The sequence below is a fragment of the Micromonospora sp. CNZ286 genome (assembly GCF_014207755.1).
The window spans coordinates 4,081,142-4,100,529 of the sequence record NZ_JACHIZ010000001.1; the positions used below are offsets into that span (position 1 = coordinate 4,081,142).

Annotated in this window: 1 protein-coding gene; it reads right to left on the reverse strand. The window is 73.7% G+C overall.

What is annotated here, in order from left to right; all coding sequences use genetic code 11:
- Positions 1-72: 72 nt before the first annotated feature.
- Positions 73-19,344, reverse strand: coding sequence for a type I polyketide synthase (locus tag FHX31_RS17890; protein WP_184976820.1), 19,272 nt, complete (start codon positions 19,342-19,344; stop codon positions 73-75).
- Between the last annotated feature and the right edge of the window lie 44 nt (positions 19,345-19,388).

A 19,388-nucleotide genomic window follows, 5' to 3' on the forward strand; every position in this document is an offset into this window, starting at 1 on the left:
CCGGTCAGGCGTCCGGCACCGTCGGGTGTCCCTTTCCCCGGCCCGTCCCGCCCGGGGTCGGGCAGTGTCCGCTCAGGACTTGCCGAACTCCCGCTGGATGATGTCGAAGAGCTCGTCCCGGCTGGCCGACTCCAACTCCTCCGCGGCGGCCGGCGCCGGTGCGGTGGCGGCGGGTCGGCCCCGCCACCGGGTCAGCAGGTCCTCCAGCCGACCGACGACCGCGTCGTCGACCTGGTCGCCCGGCAGCCCGCCGAGGAGCTTGTCGAGGCGTTCGATCTCGGCCACGATCGGCAACGCCGGCTGCTCGGGCGCCAACTCGGCCCGCAGGTGACCGGCGAGCGCGTTCGGGGTGGGATGGTCGAAGACGAGGGTGGCGGGCAGTCCGATGCCCGTTGCGGCGGTCAGCCGGTTGCGCAGCTCGACTGCGGTGAGCGAGTCGAAGCCCAGTTCGAGGAAGCCGCGGGCGGGCCTGATCCCGCTCGGCGTGGTGTGTCCCAGCACCGCCGCGGCGGTGCCGCGGACCAGGTCGAGCAGGATGCGGTCGCGCTCCGACCCGGAGGCGGCGGCGAGCCGCTCGCGCAGCGCCGACGCCGCGCCGCGGTCCTCGCCCTTCGGCGCCTCCTCGGCCTGTGCGGGCTGTGCTTCGGGGATGTCGGTGAACAACCGCGACGGACGCAACGCCGTGAACGACGGCACAAACCGATCCCACCGCACATCCGCCACCACCACCTGCCCCTCACCACCATCCAACGCCCGCTGCAACGCCACCACCGCCAACTCCGGAGCCATCCCCGGCAAACCACGCCGACTCAACTGCTCCCCCGCCACCCCCACCGCCATACCCGCCTCAGCCCACGGCCCCCACGCCACCGACGTCCCCACCAACCCACGCCCACGCCGCGACACCACCAACCCATCCACAAACGCATTCGCCGCCGCATACCCCACCTGACCCGCAGAACCCCACACCCCCGCAATCGACGAAAACACCACAAACGCATCCAAATCCAAACCAGCAGTCAACTCATCCAACACCACCGCACCACCAACCTTCGCCCGCAACACCTCCTCCACCTCACCCACACCCACCTCACCCAACGGCGTCAACTGCGCCACACCAGCCGCATGCACCACCGCCCGCAACCGCTCACCCCGACCCACCAAATCCCCCAACAACCCCGCCACCGCACCACGATCCGCCACATCACAACCCACCACCGACACCCGCACACCCAAACCCTCCAACCGCCCCACCAACTCACCCACACCCGACGCGCCACCACCACCCCGACTCACCAACACCACATGCTCCGCACCCACACCCACCGCCCACAACGCCACCCGCGCACCCAACGCCCCCGTACCACCCGTCACCAACACCGTCCCCGACAACCGAAAACCACCACCAACACCCGCACCCACACCCGCACCCGAACCCGCACCCGCACGCACCAACCGCCGCACAAACACACCCGACGACCGCAACGCCACCTGATCCTCAACCCCCGACGACAACACCCCACACAACCGACCCCACACACCCCCACCCAACACACCCGGCAAATCCACCAAACCACCCCACCGCAACGGCACCTCCAAACCCACCACCCGACCCAAACCCCACACCGCAGAACCCGCGACATCCGCCAGCTCGTCCGAGCCGCCGACCGACACCGCCCCGCGCGTCAGCCACCACAACCGGCCCGACCCACCGACGTCGGTCAGCGCCTGCACCACGGCCAGCGCCGTCGACACCTCGGCGGCGGCCGGAACCGGGGACGCCTCCCGCGGCTCGGCCAGCGACAGCAGGGACACCACGTGGGCGTCCCGGGCGTCGGAGCTCATCGCCTCCAGCAGCAGCCGCGCCACCCGGTCGCGGTCGGCGCCGGCCGGGACCAGCACCGGGACCGCCCGGTCGGCCCGGGCAGCCAGCGCCGCGGCCACCGGGTGGTCCTCCTGCCCGGGCGCCATCAGCAGCAGCCAGGTTCCCGCCAACGTCGCGGAGTCCGGCACGGCGGCCGTACGCCACGTCGCCCGGTACCGCCAGGAGTCGACGACCGCCCGCTGCTGCGTCGCCCGCCGCCACCGGGCGAGCTTGGGCAGCAGCGCCGTGGACGGCTCGTCCGCGCCCACGGCGAGATCCTCGCCCAGCACGCCGAGGTCCCCGGACTCGACCGCCGCCCAGAACTCCTCGTCGGACGGGGCGTCGGCCCGCTCCGGAGCCGAGCCGGGCTGGGGGTCCTCCAGCCAGTAGCGCTGCCGGTCGAAGGCGTAGGTGGGCAGTTCCACCGCGCGCGGCCGGGTGCCGGTCTGGCCGAGGTACGCCGCCCAGTCGACGGCCACGCCGGCGGCCCAGAGCTGCCCGGCGGCACTGGTGAGGGTGGTGACGTCGGGCTGGCTGCGGCGCAGCGTGGCGACGTACCGCACGTCGTCGGCCGTGTCCGCCTCGGCGGCCATGGCGGTGAGGACCGCGTCCGGGCCGACCTCCAGGAAGGTGTCCACCCCCTGTGCCCGCAACGCCGCCACACCGTCGGCGAAGCGCACCGGCTGCCGCACGTGCCGCACCCAGTAGCCGGGCTCGGTGATCTCTGCGGCGTCCGCGACCGCGCCGGTCACGTTCGACACGATCGGGATCCTCGGCGACCGCCAGTCGAGCCCCGCCACCACCGACCGGAACTCCTCCAGCATCGGCTCCATCAACCGCGAGTGGAACGCGTGACTGACCGCCAGTTCCTTCGTCCGCCAACCCCGCTCGCGAGCGGTCGCCACCACCGACGCCATCTCGCCGACGGCACCCGACACCACCACCGACGCCGGACCGTTCACCGCCGCCACGTCCACCGCCGCGCCGGTCACGCCGATCAGCTCGGCGACAGCCTCCTCCGACGCGCCGACCGCCGCCATCACCCCACCAGCCGGCAACGCCTGCATCAACCGGCCCCGCGCCGCCACCAGGGTGCACGCATCCGCCAGGGACAGCATCCCGGACACGTACGCGGCCGTCACCTCACCGATCGAATGACCCGCCAAGTAGTCCGCCCGCACACCCCACGACGCGAGCAACTCCCACAACGCCACCTCGACCGCGAACAACCCCGCCTGCGCGAACACGGTCTGATCCAACAGAGCCGCAGTCTCCGAACCCGGCTCCGCGAACACCACCTCGCGCAACGCACGCGGCAGGCGCGGATCGATCTCCGCGCACACCGCGTCGAACGCCGACGCGAACACCGGAAACGCGTCGTACAGCTCCCGGCCCATGCCCACGCGCTGCGAACCCTGACCCGTGAACAACACCGCCCGACGACCCGCCGACACCACACCCGAGACCCGGCCCTCGGCCACCGCCGCGAGGCCCGCCGCCAGCTCGTCGACGTCCGAGCCCCACACCACCGCCCGATGCTCCAACGCCGCCCGCGACGTCGCCAACGACCACGACACATCCACCGGCGACAGACCACGACCACGCACGAACGACGCCAACCGCCCGGCCTGACCCGACAGACCCCGCTCCGAACGACCCGACACCACCCACGGCACCGGCACCGCGACCGGCGCGACGGGCGCGACCGGTGCCGGGGCGGCCTCGGGCTGCTCGATGATCACGTGCGCGTTCGTGCCCGAGATACCGAACGACGACACACCCGCACGCCGGGGACGCCCCACGCCCGGCCACTCACGCGAGGCCGTCACCAACTCCACCGCACCCGACGACCAATCCACATGCGACGACGGCACATCCACATGCAAAGACGCCGGCACCACCCCATGCCGCATCGCCAAGACCATCTTGATGATCCCAGCCACCCCCGCAGCCGCCTGCGTATGACCGATGTTCGACTTCACCGACCCCAGCAACAACGGCACATCCCGACCCTGCCCATACGTCGCCAACAACGCCTGCGCCTCGATCGGATCACCCAACGACGTACCCGTACCATGCGCCTCCACCACATCCACATCAGCCGCCGACAAACCCGCAAACGCCAGAGCCTGCCGGATCACCCGCTGCTGCGACGGACCATTCGGCGCCGTCAAACCATTCGACGCACCATCCTGATTCACCGCCGAACCCCGCACCACCGCCAACACCCGACGCCCGTCACGTTGCGCGTCCGACAGCCGCTGCACCACGAGCACCCCGACGCCCTCGGACCAGCCCGTGCCGTCCGCGGCGTCGGAGAACGACTTGCAGCGGCCGTCGGCGGACAGGCCGCCCTGGATCGAGAACTCGGCGAACGTGCCCGGTGAGGCCATCACGGTGACGCCGCCGGCCAGGGCGAGGTCGCACTCGCCCGACCGCAGCGCCTGCGCCGCCAGGTGCAACGCCACCAGCGACGACGAACACGCCGTGTCCACAGTCACCGCCGGACCCTCGAAACCGAACGAGTACGCCACCCGACCCGACAACACGCTTGTCGCGTTGCCGGTGAGCAGGTGGCCGCCGACCTCCTGGGCCCGACCGACCGACCCGCTGGCGTACCCCTGGAAGCTGGCCCCGGCGAAGACGCCGACCGCGCCGCCCCGCAGGGTGGTCGGGTCGATGCCCGCCGACTCGACGGCCTCCCACGAGGTCTCCAGCAGCAGCCGCTGCTGCGGGTCCATGGCGAGCGCCTCCCGCGGCGAGATGCCGAAGAACTCGGCGTCGAACTCGCCGGCGTCGTAGACGAAGCCGCCCCTGCGGGCGAAGGACGTGTCGGACAGGCCGCTGCTGAGGAAGCTGTCCCAGCCCCGGTCGAGGGGGAACTCGGAGATGCCGTCGCGTCCCGTGGCGAGCAGTTGCCACAGTTCTTCCGGGGACGCGACGCCACCCGGGAGGCGGCAGCCCATGCCGACGATCACGATCGGGTCGTCGTCGACGGTGGCGACCCTGCGGTCGGCCGGCGCGTCGCCCGATGCTCCGAGCACGGTCTCCCGGATGAAGGCGACCAGGGCGGCCGGCGTCGGGTGGTCGAAGACGAGGGTGGAGGGCAACGCGAGGCCCGTCGCGGCGGTCAGCCGGTTGCGCAGCTCGACTGCGGTGAGCGAGTCGAAGCCGAGACGCTGGAACGCCCGGTCCGGCCGCACCGCCTCCACGGTGGCGTGGCCGAGCACCGTGGCGACCTGGGAGCGTACGAAGTCCAGGAGGGACGCCTCGACCTCCGGCGACGTCAGGGCCGCGAGCCGCTCGCGCAGTGCGGAGGCCCGGTCGGTGGGGCCCGTCTCGGCTCGGGACGCCGCCTCGATCGCCGCCTGTGCTTCGGGGATGTCGGCGAACAGACGCGACGGACGCAACGCCGTGAACGACGGCACAAACCGATCCCACCGCACATCCGCCACCACCACCTGCCCCTCACCACCATCCAACGCCCGCTGCAACGCCACCACCGCCAACTCCGGAGCCATCCCCGGCAACCCACGCCGACTCAACTGCTCCCCCGCCACCCCCACCGCCATACCCGCCTCAGCCCACGGCCCCCACGCCACCGACGTCCCCACCAACCCACGCCCACGCCGCGACACCACCAACCCATCCACAAACGCATTCGCCGCCGCATACCCCACCTGACCCGCAGAACCCCACACCCCCGCAATCGACGAAAACACCACAAACGCATCCAAATCCAAACCAGCAGTCAACTCATCCAACACCACCGCACCACCAACCTTCGCCCGCAACACCTCCTCCACCTCACCCACACCCACCTCACCCAACGGCGTCAACTGCGCCACACCAGCCGCATGCACCACCGCCCGCAACCGCTCACCCCGACCCACCAAATCCCCCAACAACCCCGCCACCGCACCACGATCCGCCACATCACAACCCACCACCGACACCCGCACACCCAAACCCTCCAACCGCCCCACCAACTCACCCACACCCGACGCGCCACCACCACCCCGACTCACCAACACCACATGCTCCGCACCCACACCCACCGCCCACAACGCCACCCGCGCACCCAACGCCCCCGTACCACCCGTCACCAACACCGTCCCCGACAACCGAAAACCACCACCAACACCCGCACCCACACCCGCACCCGAACCCGCACCCGCACGCACCAACCGCCGCACAAACACACCCGACGACCGCAACGCCACCTGATCCTCAACCCCCGACGACAACACCCCACACAACCGACCCCACACACCCCCACCCAACACACCCGGCAAATCCACCAAACCACCCCACCGCAACGGCACCTCCAAACCCACCACCCGACCCAAACCCCACACCGCACCACCGTCCAGGTCGGTCAGAGGCTCGGAGTCGTCCACGGAGACGGCACCGCTGGTCAACCACCACAGCCGACCCTCGACCTCGGTGACTGCAAGCGCCTGCGCGACCGCCAGTGCCTCGACGACACCGGCGCCGGCCAGCGACATCAGCGAGATCATCCCGGCGACCGGTCCTGCGGCCGCCGAGGCGGCGGACAGCCGACGCGCGATCCCGTCCCGGTCCAGCTCGTCCAGCACCACGGGGATCATCTCGGCACCCCGCTCCGCCAGCCCGGCCAGCAACGGGTGGTCCTCCTGGCCGGGGACCATCAGCACCAGCCAGGAGCCGGTCAGGTTCTCGTTCCCGGTCACGTCCTGGCGCCGCCAGACCACGCGGTAGCGCCAGGAGTCCACAGTCGACCGCTGCTGTGCGGCCCGCCGCCACTGCGCGAGCTTCGGCAGGACCGCGCTGAACGGTTCGTCCGCACCGACGCCCAGCTCGCCGCCGACCAGGTCGGGGTCGCCGGACTCCACGGCCGCCCAGAACCGCCCGTCGAGAGCTTCGCCGTGCGCGTCCCGGCGGGCCACGGGCACCGCCTCGGGCCAGTACCAGGTGTGATCGAAGGCGTACGTGGGCAGGTCGACCACGCCCGGCCGGGCACCGGCCTGGCCGTGGTACGCAGCCCAGTCGACCGGCACACCCGCCACCCACAACTGCCCCAGCGCCGACGTCAACACGCCGACCTCCGGCTGATCCCGCCGCGACACCGCGACACACCGCACCCCGGCATCAGCGACGATCTCCGCCACCATCGCCGTCAACGTCGCATCCGGGCCGATCTCCAGGAACGTGTCCACGCCCTGCCCCCGCAGAGCAGCCACCCCGTCGGCGAACCGCACGGGCTGCCGCACATGCCGCACCCAGTACTCCGGGTCAACCAACTCCAGCGGCTCCGCGACCGCGCCGGTCACGTTCGACACGATCGGGATCCTCGGCACCCGCCAGTCCAGCCCTGCCACCACCGACGCGAACTCCTCCAGCATCGGCTCCATCAACCGCGAGTGGAACGCGTGACTGACCGCCAGTTCCTTGACCCGCCAACCCCGCTCACGCGAGGCCGCCACCACCGAAGCGACCTCGCCGGCGGCACCCGACACCACCACCGACGCCGGACCGTTCACCGCCGCGATATCCACGCCCGCACCGGTCACGCCGATCAGCTCACCAACCGACTCCTCCGACGCACCCACCGCTGCCATCACACCGCCGCTGGGCAGGGCCTGCATCAACCGGCCCCGCGCCGCCACCAGGGTGCACGCATCCGCCAGGGACAACATCCCGGACACGTACGCGGCCGTCACCTCACCGATCGAGTGACCCGCCAGGTAGTCCGCCCGCACACCCCACGACGCGAGCAACTCCCACAACGCCACCTCGATTGCGAACAGGCCCGCCTGCGCGAACACGGTCTGATCCAACAGAGCCCCATCGGCGGTGCCCGTCTCCGCGAACACCACCTCGCGCAACGCACGCGGCAGGCGCGGATCGATCTCCGCGCACACCGCGTCGAACGCCGACGCGAACACCGGGAACGCGTCGTACAGCTCCCGACCCATACCCGCACGCTGCGAACCCTGACCCGTGAACAACACCGCCCGACGACCCGCCGACACCACACCCGCCGACCGGCCCTCGGCCACCGCCGCGAGGCCCGCCGCCAGCTCGTCGACGTCCGAGCCCCACACCACCGCCCGATGCTCCAACGCCGCCCGCGACGTCACCAGCGACCACGACACATCCACCGGCGACAGACCACGACCACGCACGAACGACGCCAACCGCCCGGCCTGACCCGACAGACCCCGCTCCGAACGCCCCGACACCACCCACGGCACCGGCAGAGCCACGGAAGCGCCCCCGGCAGATGCCGGGAAAGACTCCGGCTCCGCCGCGACCTCGGGGACGGCCTCGGGCTCCGGCTGCTCGAGAATCACGTGCGCGTTCGTGCCCGAGATGCCGAACGACGACACACCCGCCCGCCGAGCCCGGCCAACACCCGGCCACTGCCGCGACTCGGTCACCAACTCCACCGCACCCGACGACCAGTCCACATGCGACGACGGCACATCCACATGCAAAGACGCCGGCACCACCCCATACCGCATCGCCAAGACCATCTTGATGACGCCCGCCACCCCCGCAGCCGCCTGCGTATGACCGATGTTCGACTTCACCGACCCCAGCAACAACGGCACATCCCGACCCTGCCCATACGTCGCCAACAACGCCTGCGCCTCGATCGGATCACCCAACGACGTACCCGTACCATGCGCCTCCACCACATCCACATCAGCCGCCGACAAACCCGCAAACGCCAGAGCCTGCCGGATCACCCGCTGCTGCGACGGACCATTCGGCGCCGTCAAACCATTCGACGCACCATCCTGATTCACCGCCGAACCCCGCACCACCGCCAACACCCGACGCCCGTCACGTTGCGCGTCCGACAGCCGCTGCACCACGAGCACCCCGACGCCTTCGCCCCACGCGGTGCCGTCCGCAGACTCGGCGAAGGCCTTGCAGCGGCCGTCCGCCGACAGCCCGCCCTGGCGGGAGAACTCGATGAAGGCGCCGGGGGTGGCCATCACGGTGACGCCGCCGGCCAGGGCGAGGTCGCACTCGCCCGACCGCAGCGCCTGCGCCGCCAGGTGCAACGCCACCAGCGACGACGAACACGCCGTGTCCACAGTCACCGCCGGACCCTCGAACCCGAACGAGTACGCCACCCGGCCCGACAACACGCTCGCGGAGGCGCCGGTCGCGCCGAATCCGGCGAGCGCCTCCCCGGCCTGGCGTACGACGGTCTCGTAGTCCTGGCCGTTGGTGCCGGCGAACACCCCGACGCGGCTGCCGCGCAGCGCGAGGGGTTCGATCCGGGCGTCTTCGAACGCCTCCCAGGAGACCTCCAGCAGCAGCCGCTGCTGCGGGTCCATGGCGAGCGCCTCCCGCGGCGAGATGCCGAAGAACTCCGCGTCGAAGCCACCCGCGTCGGCCAGGAACGCCCCGCGCGAGACGTAGGAGTCGGTGCCGGCCAGCGACTCCAGGTCCCAGTGCCGGTTGGCCGGGAAGTCCGACATCGCGTCGGCACCGGCCGTCAGCAGGTCCCAGAGCCCCTCCGGGGACTCGGCTCCGGCCGGGAATCGGCAGCCCATGCCGACGATGACGATCGGGTCGTCGCCCACGACGGGGCCGGTGGCGGCGGGGACGGGCAGCGCCTGCCCGCCGAGCAGCTCGGCGTGGATGTGGCCGGCCAGGGCGGCGGAGTTCGGGTAGTCGAAGGCGAGCGTGGTCGGCAGCGCGAGGCCGGTCGCCACGTCGAGCCGGTTGCGCAGCTCGACGGCTGCCAGCGAGGTGAAGCCGAGATCCTGGAACGCCCGGTCCGGCGCCACCCGCTCGACGGACTCGTGGCCGAGCACGGCGGCGACCTCGGCGCGTACCAGCTCACCGAGGACGCGCAACTGCTCCGTGCCGGGCATCCCCGACAGGCGGAGGCGCAGGTCGGCCGCCGGCACTGGGGCGTCGGCGGGCACCGCCGCGCCGGCCTCGGCCAGCAGGTCGCGGACCAGCGGGTGGGCGCGCCGAGGACCGGTGGCGGCCACCCGGGCCCAGTCGATGTCGGCCACCACGAGGTACGTCTCGTCGCGGTCCAGCGCCCGGCTGAAGGCGCGCACGGTTGTCTCCGGCGCCATCGCGCCGAAACCGGTGCGGCTGAGCCGCTGTTCGAAGTCGCCCGCGCTCACCCCGCCGTCGGCCCACAGGCCCCAGGCGAGCGAGGTCGCCGGCAGCCCCTCGGCGCGGCGGCGCTGCGCCAGGGCGTCGAGGAACGCGTTGCCCGGCGCATACGTGGCCTGGCCGGCGGCGCCCATGAGGCCGGCGAGGGAGGAGAAGAGGACGAAGGCGGAGAGGTCGCTGCCCCGGGTCAGCTCGTCCAGGTTGCGCGCGGCGTCGACCTTCGCCCGCAGGGCGGTGGCCAGCTGGTCGACACTCACGGCGTCGACGACGTTGTCGTCGAGGGCCGCGGCGGTGTGCACGACCGCGCTCAGCGGAAGCTCAGCGGGGATCGAGTCGAGCAGCGTCGCGAGCGCGGCCCGGTCGGCCACGTCGCAGGACGCGAGGGTGACCCGGGTGCCGAGCCCGGCGAGTTCCTCGGCGAGGGCGGTCGCGCCGGGCGCCTCGCCACCCCGCCGGCTGACCAGGAGGAGGTGTTCGGCTCCTTCGGCGGCCAGCGCGCGGGCGATGTGTCCCCCGAGTGCCCCGGTGCCGCCGGTGATCAGCACCGTGCCGCGCGGCGTCCAGGAACCGCGCGCACCGGTGTCGCCGTACGTCGCACGAACGAGCCGGCGGGCGTGGCCGCCGGTGCCGCGCAGGGCGATCTCGTCCTCCTGGCCGGTGCCGGCGATCAGCGTCCGGAGCATGCGCACGACGCCCTGGTCGGGCTGCTCGGGGAGGTCGACGAGCCCGCCCCACCGGTGCGGGTGCTCGGCGCGCAGCACGCTGCCGAAGCCCCACGCCATGGCCTGCACGGGGTCGACGTGCCGGTCGCGGGATCCGACGGAGACCGCGCCGCGGGTGGCGATCCAGAGCCGGGCGGTGATCCCGGCGTCGCCGAGCGCCTGCGCGAGCGCGACCGTGCCGGCGAGGCCCGTCGGCACGGAGGCGGCCCCGGCGTACGGCCGGGTGTCGAGGGCCAGCAGGGAGAGTACGGGCAGCACGTCCCCGTCGCGGCCGGTCGACGCCTCGGCGAGGTCATGGGCGAGGCGCTTGCGGTCGCACGTGGCGTCGACCTCGACGATCCGCCCGCCGGCGGCGCCGAGGGCGGCGGCCCAGTCCGTCACGGCCGCGTCGGCGTCGGCCGGTACGACGAGCAGGAAGTCGGTCGCCTCGGCGCGGGCGGCGTCGTCCGTGAGCGGCTGCCAGGCCACCCGGTAGCGCCAGGAGTCGAGGGCCGCCTCGGCGTCCCGGCGGCGTCGCCAGGTGGACAGCGCCGGCAGCACGTCCGCGAGCGGGGCGTCGGCGTCGACGGCCAGGCTCTCGGCGAGGGTCGTCAGGTCCTCCGCCTCGATCGCCCGCCAGAAGTCCTCGTCGGCGGCGGTACGCCGGGCGGCGGGGGGACGGTAGGACCGCGTCGCGGCATTGATCCAGTAACGTCGATGGTCGAAGGCGTACGTGGGCAGGTCGACCACGCCCGGCCGGGCGCCGGTCTGACCGTGATAGGCGGCCCAGTCGACCGGCACACCCGCCACCCACAACTGCCCCAACGCCGCCGTCACCGCAGCGAGCTCCGACTGGTCCCGCCGCGACGCCGGAACCCGCCGCACCCCCGCATCCGCGACGATCTCCGCCACCATCGCCGTCAACGTCGCATCCGGGCCCACCTCCAGGAAGGTGTCCACCCCCAGCGCCCGCAACGCCGCCACACCGTCGGCGAAGCGCACCGGCTGCCGCACGTGCCGCACCCAGTACTCCGGATCCACCAGCTCCAACGGGTCCGCCACGGAACCCGTCACGTTCGACACCACCGCGACGCGCGGCACCCGCCAGTCGAGCCCCGCCACCACCGACCGGAACTCCTCCAGCATCGGCTCCATCAGGCGGGAGTGGAACGCGTGACTGACCGAGAGTTCCTTGACCCGCCAACCCCGCTCGCGAGCGGTCGCCACCACCGACGCCACCTCGCCGACGGCACCCGACACCACCACCGACGCCGGACCGTTCACCGCCGCGACGTCGACCGCCGCTTCCGCAGCATCGATGATCTCCCGCACCGCGGACTCGGGCGCACCCACCGCCGCCATCACCCCACCAGCCGGCAGCGCCTGCATCAACCGGCCCCGCGCCGCCACCAGGGTGCACGCATCCGCCAGGGACAACATCCCGGACACGTACGCCGCCGTCACCTCACCGATCGAATGACCCGCCAGGTAGTCCGCCCGCACACCCCACGACGACAACAACTCCCACAACGCCACCTCGACCGCGAACAACCCCGCCTGCGCGAACACGGTCTGATCCAACAGAGCCCCATCGGCGGTGCCCGTCTCCGCGAACACCACCTCGCGCAACGCACGCGGCAACAAGCCGTCAAAACGGGCGCACACCTCGTCGAACGACGCCGCGAACACCGGAAACGCGTCGTACAGCTCCCGGCCCATGCCCGCACGCTGCGAACCCTGACCCGTGAACAACACCGCCCGACGACCCGCCGACACCACACCCGAGACCCGGCCCTCGGCCACCGCCGCGAGGCCCGCCGCCAGCTCGTCGACGTCCGAGCCCCACACCACCGCCCGATGCTCCAACGCCGCCCGCGACGTCGCCAACGACCACGACACGTCCGCCACCGCAAGGCCGGACCGTTCCCGCACGAACGACGCCAACCGCGCCGCCTGACCCACCAGACCCCGCTCGGAGCGCCCCGACACCACCCACGGCACCGGCAACCCGACGGGCGCGGCAGACGCCGCGGCGGGCTCCGGCTCCGGCTGCTCGATGATCACGTGGGCGTTCGTGCCGGAGATGCCGAACGACGACACGGCAGCCCTGCGTGCGCGGCCCGCACCCGGCCACTCGCGCGCCTGGGTCACCAGCTCCACCGCACCCGACGACCAGTCCACATGCGACGAGGGCTCGTCCACGTGCAGCGTCGCCGGCACGGTCCCGTACCGCATCGCCAAGACCATCTTGATGACGCCCGCCACCCCGGCGGCGGCCTGCGTGTGACCGATGTTCGACTTCACCGACCCCAGCAGCAGCGCGTCCCGGTCGTCGCGGTCCTGCCCGTACGTGGCGAGCAGCGCCTGGGCCTCGATGGGGTCGCCCAGCGTCGTGCCCGTGCCGTGCGCCTCCACGACGTCGACGTCGGCGACACCCAGCCGGGCGTTCGCGAGGGCCTGGCGGATCACCCGCTGCTGCGAGGGGCCGTTCGGCGCCGTCAACCCGTTCGACGCACCGTCCTGGTTGACGGCCGTGCCCCGCACGACCGCGAGGACCCGGCGCCCGTCGCGCCGCGCGTCCGACAGCCGCTGCACCAGCAGCACGCCGACGCCCTCGGACCAGCCCGTGCCGTCCGCCGCGTCGGAGAACGACTTGCACCGGCCGTCGGGGGCCATGCCCCGCTGGCGGGAGAAGTCGATGAACGTCTCGGGCGTCGCCATCACGGTGACGCCACCGGCCAGGGCCAGGTCGCACTCGCCCGACCGCAGCGCCTGCACCGCCAGATGCAACGCCACCAGCGACGACGAACACGCCGTGTCCACAGTCACCGCCGGACCCTCGAACCCGAACGAATACGCCACCCGACCCGACAACACGCTGCTGGCGGTGCCGACGCCGAGGTAGCCGTCGAGGGCCTCCGGAACGTCGGCCAGCCCGGCGGCGTGGTTGTGGTACATCATGCCGGCGAACACGCCGACGGGGCGGCCCCACAGCGCGAGCGGGTCGATCCGGGCGTCCTCGATGGCCTCCCACGCGGTCTCCAGCAGCAGCCGCTGCTGCGGGTCCATGGCGAGCGCCTCGTGCGGCGAGATCTTGAACAGGCTGGCGTCGAAGTCGCCGGCGTCGGCCAGGAAGCCGCCCTCGCGGGCGTAGCTGCTGCCCCGGCGCGCGCCGGACGGGTCGTACAGGTCGGCGACGTCCCAGCCCCGGTCGGCGGGGAAACCGGTGATGCCGTCCCCACCGGCCACGAGGAGGTCCCACAACTGCTCGGGGCTGCGCACGCCGCCGGGGTAGCGGCAGCTCATGCCGACGATCGCGATCGGCTCGTCGAGCGCCGCGACGGCGGCGACCGGGGTCGCCTGGGCGTCGGCCCCGGTTCCGGTCTCGGCGTCCAGGTGCTCGGCGAGGGCGAGCGGGGTCGGGTGGTCGAAGACCAGGGTCGCCGGCAGGCGCAGGCCGGTGACCGCGCCCAGGCGGTTGCGCAGTTCGACGGCGGTCAGCGAGTCGAAGCCCAGCTCGGTGAACGGGCGTCCGGCCTCGACGGCTGCGGCGTCGGCGTACCCCAGGACCGTCGCGACCTGGTCGAGGACGAGCCGCAGCAGGGCCGCGGCGCGCTCCTCGCGGTCGAGCCCGGCCAGCCGCTCGGTCAGGGCGGCGGTCTCCGCCGGGCCGGAGCGCGCGGCGCGGCGCCGGGGCGCGCGGACCAGGCCGCGCAGGACCGACGGCAGGGTGCCCGCCTCGGCCTGGGCGCGCAGCGCCGGCCCGTCCAGCACCATCGGCACCGTCGCGGGCAGGCCGGTGAGCAGCGCGGCGTCGAGCAGGGCGAGGCCGTCCGCCTCGGGAAGCGGCCGTACGCCCGCGCGGGCCAGCCGGTCGGTGTCGGCCCGGTCGAGGCCGGCTGTCATGCCGCCGCCCGACTCGGCCCACGGTCCCCAGGCCAGCGAGTGCGCGGGGAGGCCCGCGGCCCGCCGCCGGTGCGCGAGCGCGTCCAGGAAGGCGTTGGCCGCCGCGTAGTTGGCCTGGCCGGGGCTGCCGGTCACGCCCGCCGCCGAGGAGTACGTGACGAAGAGCGCGAGGCGGCTGCCGGCGGTCAGGTCGTGCAGGTGCGCGGCGGCGTCCACCTTCGGCCGGAGCACCTCGTCGAGGGACTCGGCGGTGAGCGAGGTCAGGGTGCGGTCGGCCAGCACGCCCGCGGTGTGCACCACGCCGGTGAGCGGGTGCGCGGGGTCGATCCGGTCCAGCAGCGCGGCGAGGGCGTCGGGGTCGGCGGCGTCGCACGCCTCGACCGTCGCGGTGGCGCCCAGGTCGGCGAGGTCGGCGAGCAGGTCGGCGGCGCCGGCCGCGGCGGGCCCGCGCCTGTTGGTCAGCACCAGGTGGCGGACCCCGTGCCGGGTGACGAGGTGGCGGGCGACGAGCGCGCCCAGGGCACCGGTGCCGCCGGTGACCAGCACCGTGCCGTCCGGGTCCAGCGCCGGCGCCGGCGCGTCGGGTTCCGGGGTGGCGACGAACCGGGGCACCCGGACCACGCCGTCGCGCACCGCCGCTTGCGGCTCGTCGGCCGACAGCAGGCCGGCGAGGGCGGAGGCGGAGCTCTCCTCGTCGTCGAGGTCGACGACGAGGAACCGGCCGGGGTGTTCGGCCTGGGCGGACCGGAGCAGGCCCCACACGGCGGCGCCGGCCAGGTCGGCCACGTCGGCGTCGGCGTCCACGGCGACGGCGCCGCGGGTGAGGACCACCAGCCGGGATCCGCCGGTGTGGCGCTCGGCGGCGAGCCAGCCCTGGAGCACGGCGAGGACCTCGGCGAGCAGGTCGTGGACCGGGCCGGGGCCGGTCGCGGCAGCGCCGGCCGCCTGGTACAGCACGACGTCGGGCACCCCCGCGTCGCAGAGCGCGGCGAGGTCGGCGTGCCGGTCGGCGGTCACGCCGGTCGGCAGCGGCGTGGGGCGGTCGCCGAGCACCGCCCAGGTCGTGCGGTCGGGCGCGCCCACGCCGCCGGCGTGCCGGGGCCAGTCGAGGCGGAACAGCGCGCGGCGCCACGGGGATCCGCCGGCGGTGAGCTCCCCCGCCGGCAGGGGCCGCAGCACCAGGGAGCCGATCCGGGCGACGGGCGCACCGGTCGCGTCGGCGACCAGCATGGACACCGTGTCCGCACCGGTGGGGGTCAGCCGTACCCGCAGCGTGTCCGCACCGTGGGCGGACAGGGTCACGTCGGACCAGGCGAACGGCATCCGGGCCTCGCCGGGGTCGACGATGCCGAACCCGACCGCCTGCACGGCGGCGTCGAGCAACGCCGGGTGCAGCCCGTACGCGCCGGCCTCGTCGGCCGCCGGCTCGGGCAGCGCCACCTCGGCATACACGTCGGTGCCGACGCGCCAGGCGGCGCGCAGCCCGGAGAAGGCCGGGCCGTACGCGAAACCGGCCCGCGCCGCCCGCCCGGTCAGCTCCGACACGTCCAGGGAGGTGGCGTCGCTCGGCGGCCACTGCGCCGGCGTGCCGGTGTCCTCATCCGGCTCCGGGGTGAGCAGGCCGGTGGCGTGTCGCACCCAGATGTCGTCGGTGCCGGCGCGGCGGGCGTGGACGGTGAGCTGCCACGCTCCGCCACCGGCGCGTTCGGCGGCGACCTGCACGTCGACGCCGCCAGTCTCGGGCAGCACCAGCGGCGCCTGGAGGGTCAGCTCGGCGAGCCGTTCGGCGCCGACCTCCGCGCCGGCCTGCAGCGCCAGCTCCACGAACCCGGTGCCGGGCAGGAGCACGACGTCGCGCAGGGCGTGGTCGGCCAGCCAGGGCTGGGTCTCCACGGACAACCTGCCGGTGAGCGTCACCTCGTCGCCGTCGGCCGAGCGGAACACCGCGCCGAGCAGCGGGTGGCCGGTCGGGGTCAGCCCGGCGGCGGTCACGTCGGCGGGCTGCGGCAGGGGCAGCAGCCAGTAGCGTTCGCGTTGGAACGCGTACGTGGGCAGGTCGACCGGCACGGGCGGGCCGGCGAACAGGGCCGCCCAGTTCACCGGCACGCCCCGGGTCCACAGGGTGGCCGCGGCGGCCAGGGCGCTCGTCGCCTCGTCGTGCTCGGCGCGCAGCACGGGGACGCAGACCGCCTGGTCCGCGCCGACGATCTCCTGGGTGAGCGCGCAGAGCGCCCCGCCCGGTCCCACCTCGACGTACGCGCCCACACCCAGCTCACGCAGGGCGGTCACGGCGGCGTCGAAGCGGACCGTGTCGCGGACGTTGCGCAGCCAGTACGCCGGGGAGCACACCTCTTCGGGGTCGAGCACCGCTCCGGTCACTGTGGAGACCACGGGGATGCGGGGCGCGGCGAAGGCCAGTTGCCCGAGCACGTCGCCGAACGCGTCGAGCATCGGGTCCATGCGGGCGGAGTGGAACGCGTGGCTGACCCGCAGCCGCCTGGTGCTGCGGCCGAGGGCCGCGAAGTGCGCGGCGACCGCCAGCACGGCGTCCTCGTCGCCGGAGACGACGACGGACTCCGGGCCGTTGACGGCGGCCAGCCGGGCGCCGGCCGTCCCGGCGACGGTGGCCAGGTGCGCGCGCACCTCCGCCTCGGTGGCACGGATCGACACCATGGCGCCACCGGTGGGCAGCGCCTGCATCAGGGTGCCCCGGGCGGCCACCAGGCGGGCGGCGTCGGGCAGCGACAGGACGCCGGCGATGTGCGCGGCGGCCACCTCGCCGACCGAGTGCCCGGCCACGAAGTCCGGCACGACACCCCAGGACTCGACGAGCCGGTAGGCGGCGACCTCGACGGCGAAGAGCGCCGCCTGGGCGTACCCGGTGCGGTCGAGAACGTCGGCGGGGCCGTCGAGCACGCCGCGCAGCGGCCGGTCGAGGTGCTTGTCCAGCTCTGCGCAGGCGGCGTCGAATGCCTCGGCGAAGGCCGGGAAGGCGGCGTACAACCGCTGGCCCATGCCGACGCGCTGGGCGCCCTGGCCGGTGCAGAGCACCGCGACGCGGGTGGGGCCGGCGACCCCGCGCCGCACGGACGCCGCCGGGACCCCGTCGGCCAGCGCGCCGAGCCCGGCGAGCAGCTCGTCCCGGTCGGCACCGAGCAGCACCGCCCGGTGTTCCAGGACGGACCGGCCGGTGGCCAGGGCCCGGCCCACGGCGGCCGGCGTGGCATCGGGGTGCTCGGCGAGCCAGGAGCGCAGCCGGTCGGCCTGGGCACCGAGCGCTGCGGCGCTGCGCGCGGAGACGACCCACGGCAGCGGGTCGGGGCCGGTGACGGCGTCGGTGGCCGGCTGCGGCGCGGGCGGGGCGGCCTCGACGATGACGTGGGCGTTGGTGCCACTGACGCCGAACGAGGAGACGCCGGCGCGCATGGGCCTCGTCGCGCTCGGCCACGGGCGCGGCTCGCGGAGCAGGCTCACCGCGCCGGCCGACCAGTCGACGTGCGGGGACGGCTCGTCGACGTGCAGGGTGCGCGGCAGGACGCCGTGACGCATCGCCATGACCATCTTGATGACGCCGGCGACGCCGGCGGCGGCCTGGGTGTGCCCGAGGTTCGACTTGATCGACCCGAGCCACAGGGGCTGGTCGTCGGCCCGGTCCCGGCCGTACGTGGCGAGCAGGGCCTGCGCCTCGATGGGGTCGCCGAGGCGGGTGCCGGTGCCGTGGGCCTCGACGGCGTCCACGTCAGCCGGGGCGAGCCGGGCGTTGGCGAGGGCCTGGCGGATCACGCGTTGCTGCGACGGGCCGTGCGGCGCGGTGAGGCCGTTGGAGGCGCCGTCCTGGTTGACCGCGCTGCCGCGCACCACGGCGAGCACCCGGTGGCCGTTGCGCTGGGCGTCGGAGAGCCGCTCCAGCAGCAGCAGCCCGGCACCCTCGCTCCAGCCGGTGCCGTCGGCGGTGGCCGCGAAGGACTTGCACCGCCCGTCCGGGGACAGGCCGCGCTGCCGGCTGAAGCCGATGAACGTGTCGGGGCTGGACATGACGGTGACGCCGCCGGCCAACGCGAGGGTGCACTCGCCGGAGCGCAGCGCCTGCACGGCGAGGTGCAGCGCCACCAGTGAGGACGAGCAGGCGGTGTCGACGGTGACGGCCGGGCCCTCGAACCCGAAGGTGTACGAGATCCGGCCGGAGACGACGCTGCCGTGGTTGCCCGTGCCGACGAACGCCTCCACCTCCTGCGGTACGCCGTTGAGCCGGGAGACGTAGTCGTGGTACATGACGCCCGTGAAGACGCCGGTGCGGCTGCCCTTGAGCGAGTCCACGGCGAGGCCGGCCCGCTCGACCGTCTCCCAGGCGACCTCCAGCAGGAGGCGCTGCTGCGGGTCCATGGCCAGCGCCTCGCGGGGCGAGATGCCGAAGAACCCGCCGTCGAACTCGCCGGCGTCGTGCAGGAATCCGCCCTCGCGGGTGTACGACTTGCCGTGCGCGTCCGGGTCGGGGTCGTAGAGGTTCTCCACGTCCCAGCCCCGGTCCGCCGGGAAGGGTGTGACGGCGTCGACGCCGGACTCGACCAGCCGCCACAGCGCCTCCGGAGTCCGCACCCCGCCCGGGTAGCGGCAGCCCATCCCCACGATCGCGATCGGCTCGTGGTTCTGCTCGTCGACGGCCCGCAGGCGTTCGCTGGTCTCGTGCAGGTCAGCGGTGACGCGCTTGAGGTACTCGCGGAGCTTGGCTTCGTTCGCCATCGGGTTGATCACCTGTCGCTAAGGGGCAAGCGGCGGACTCGGGC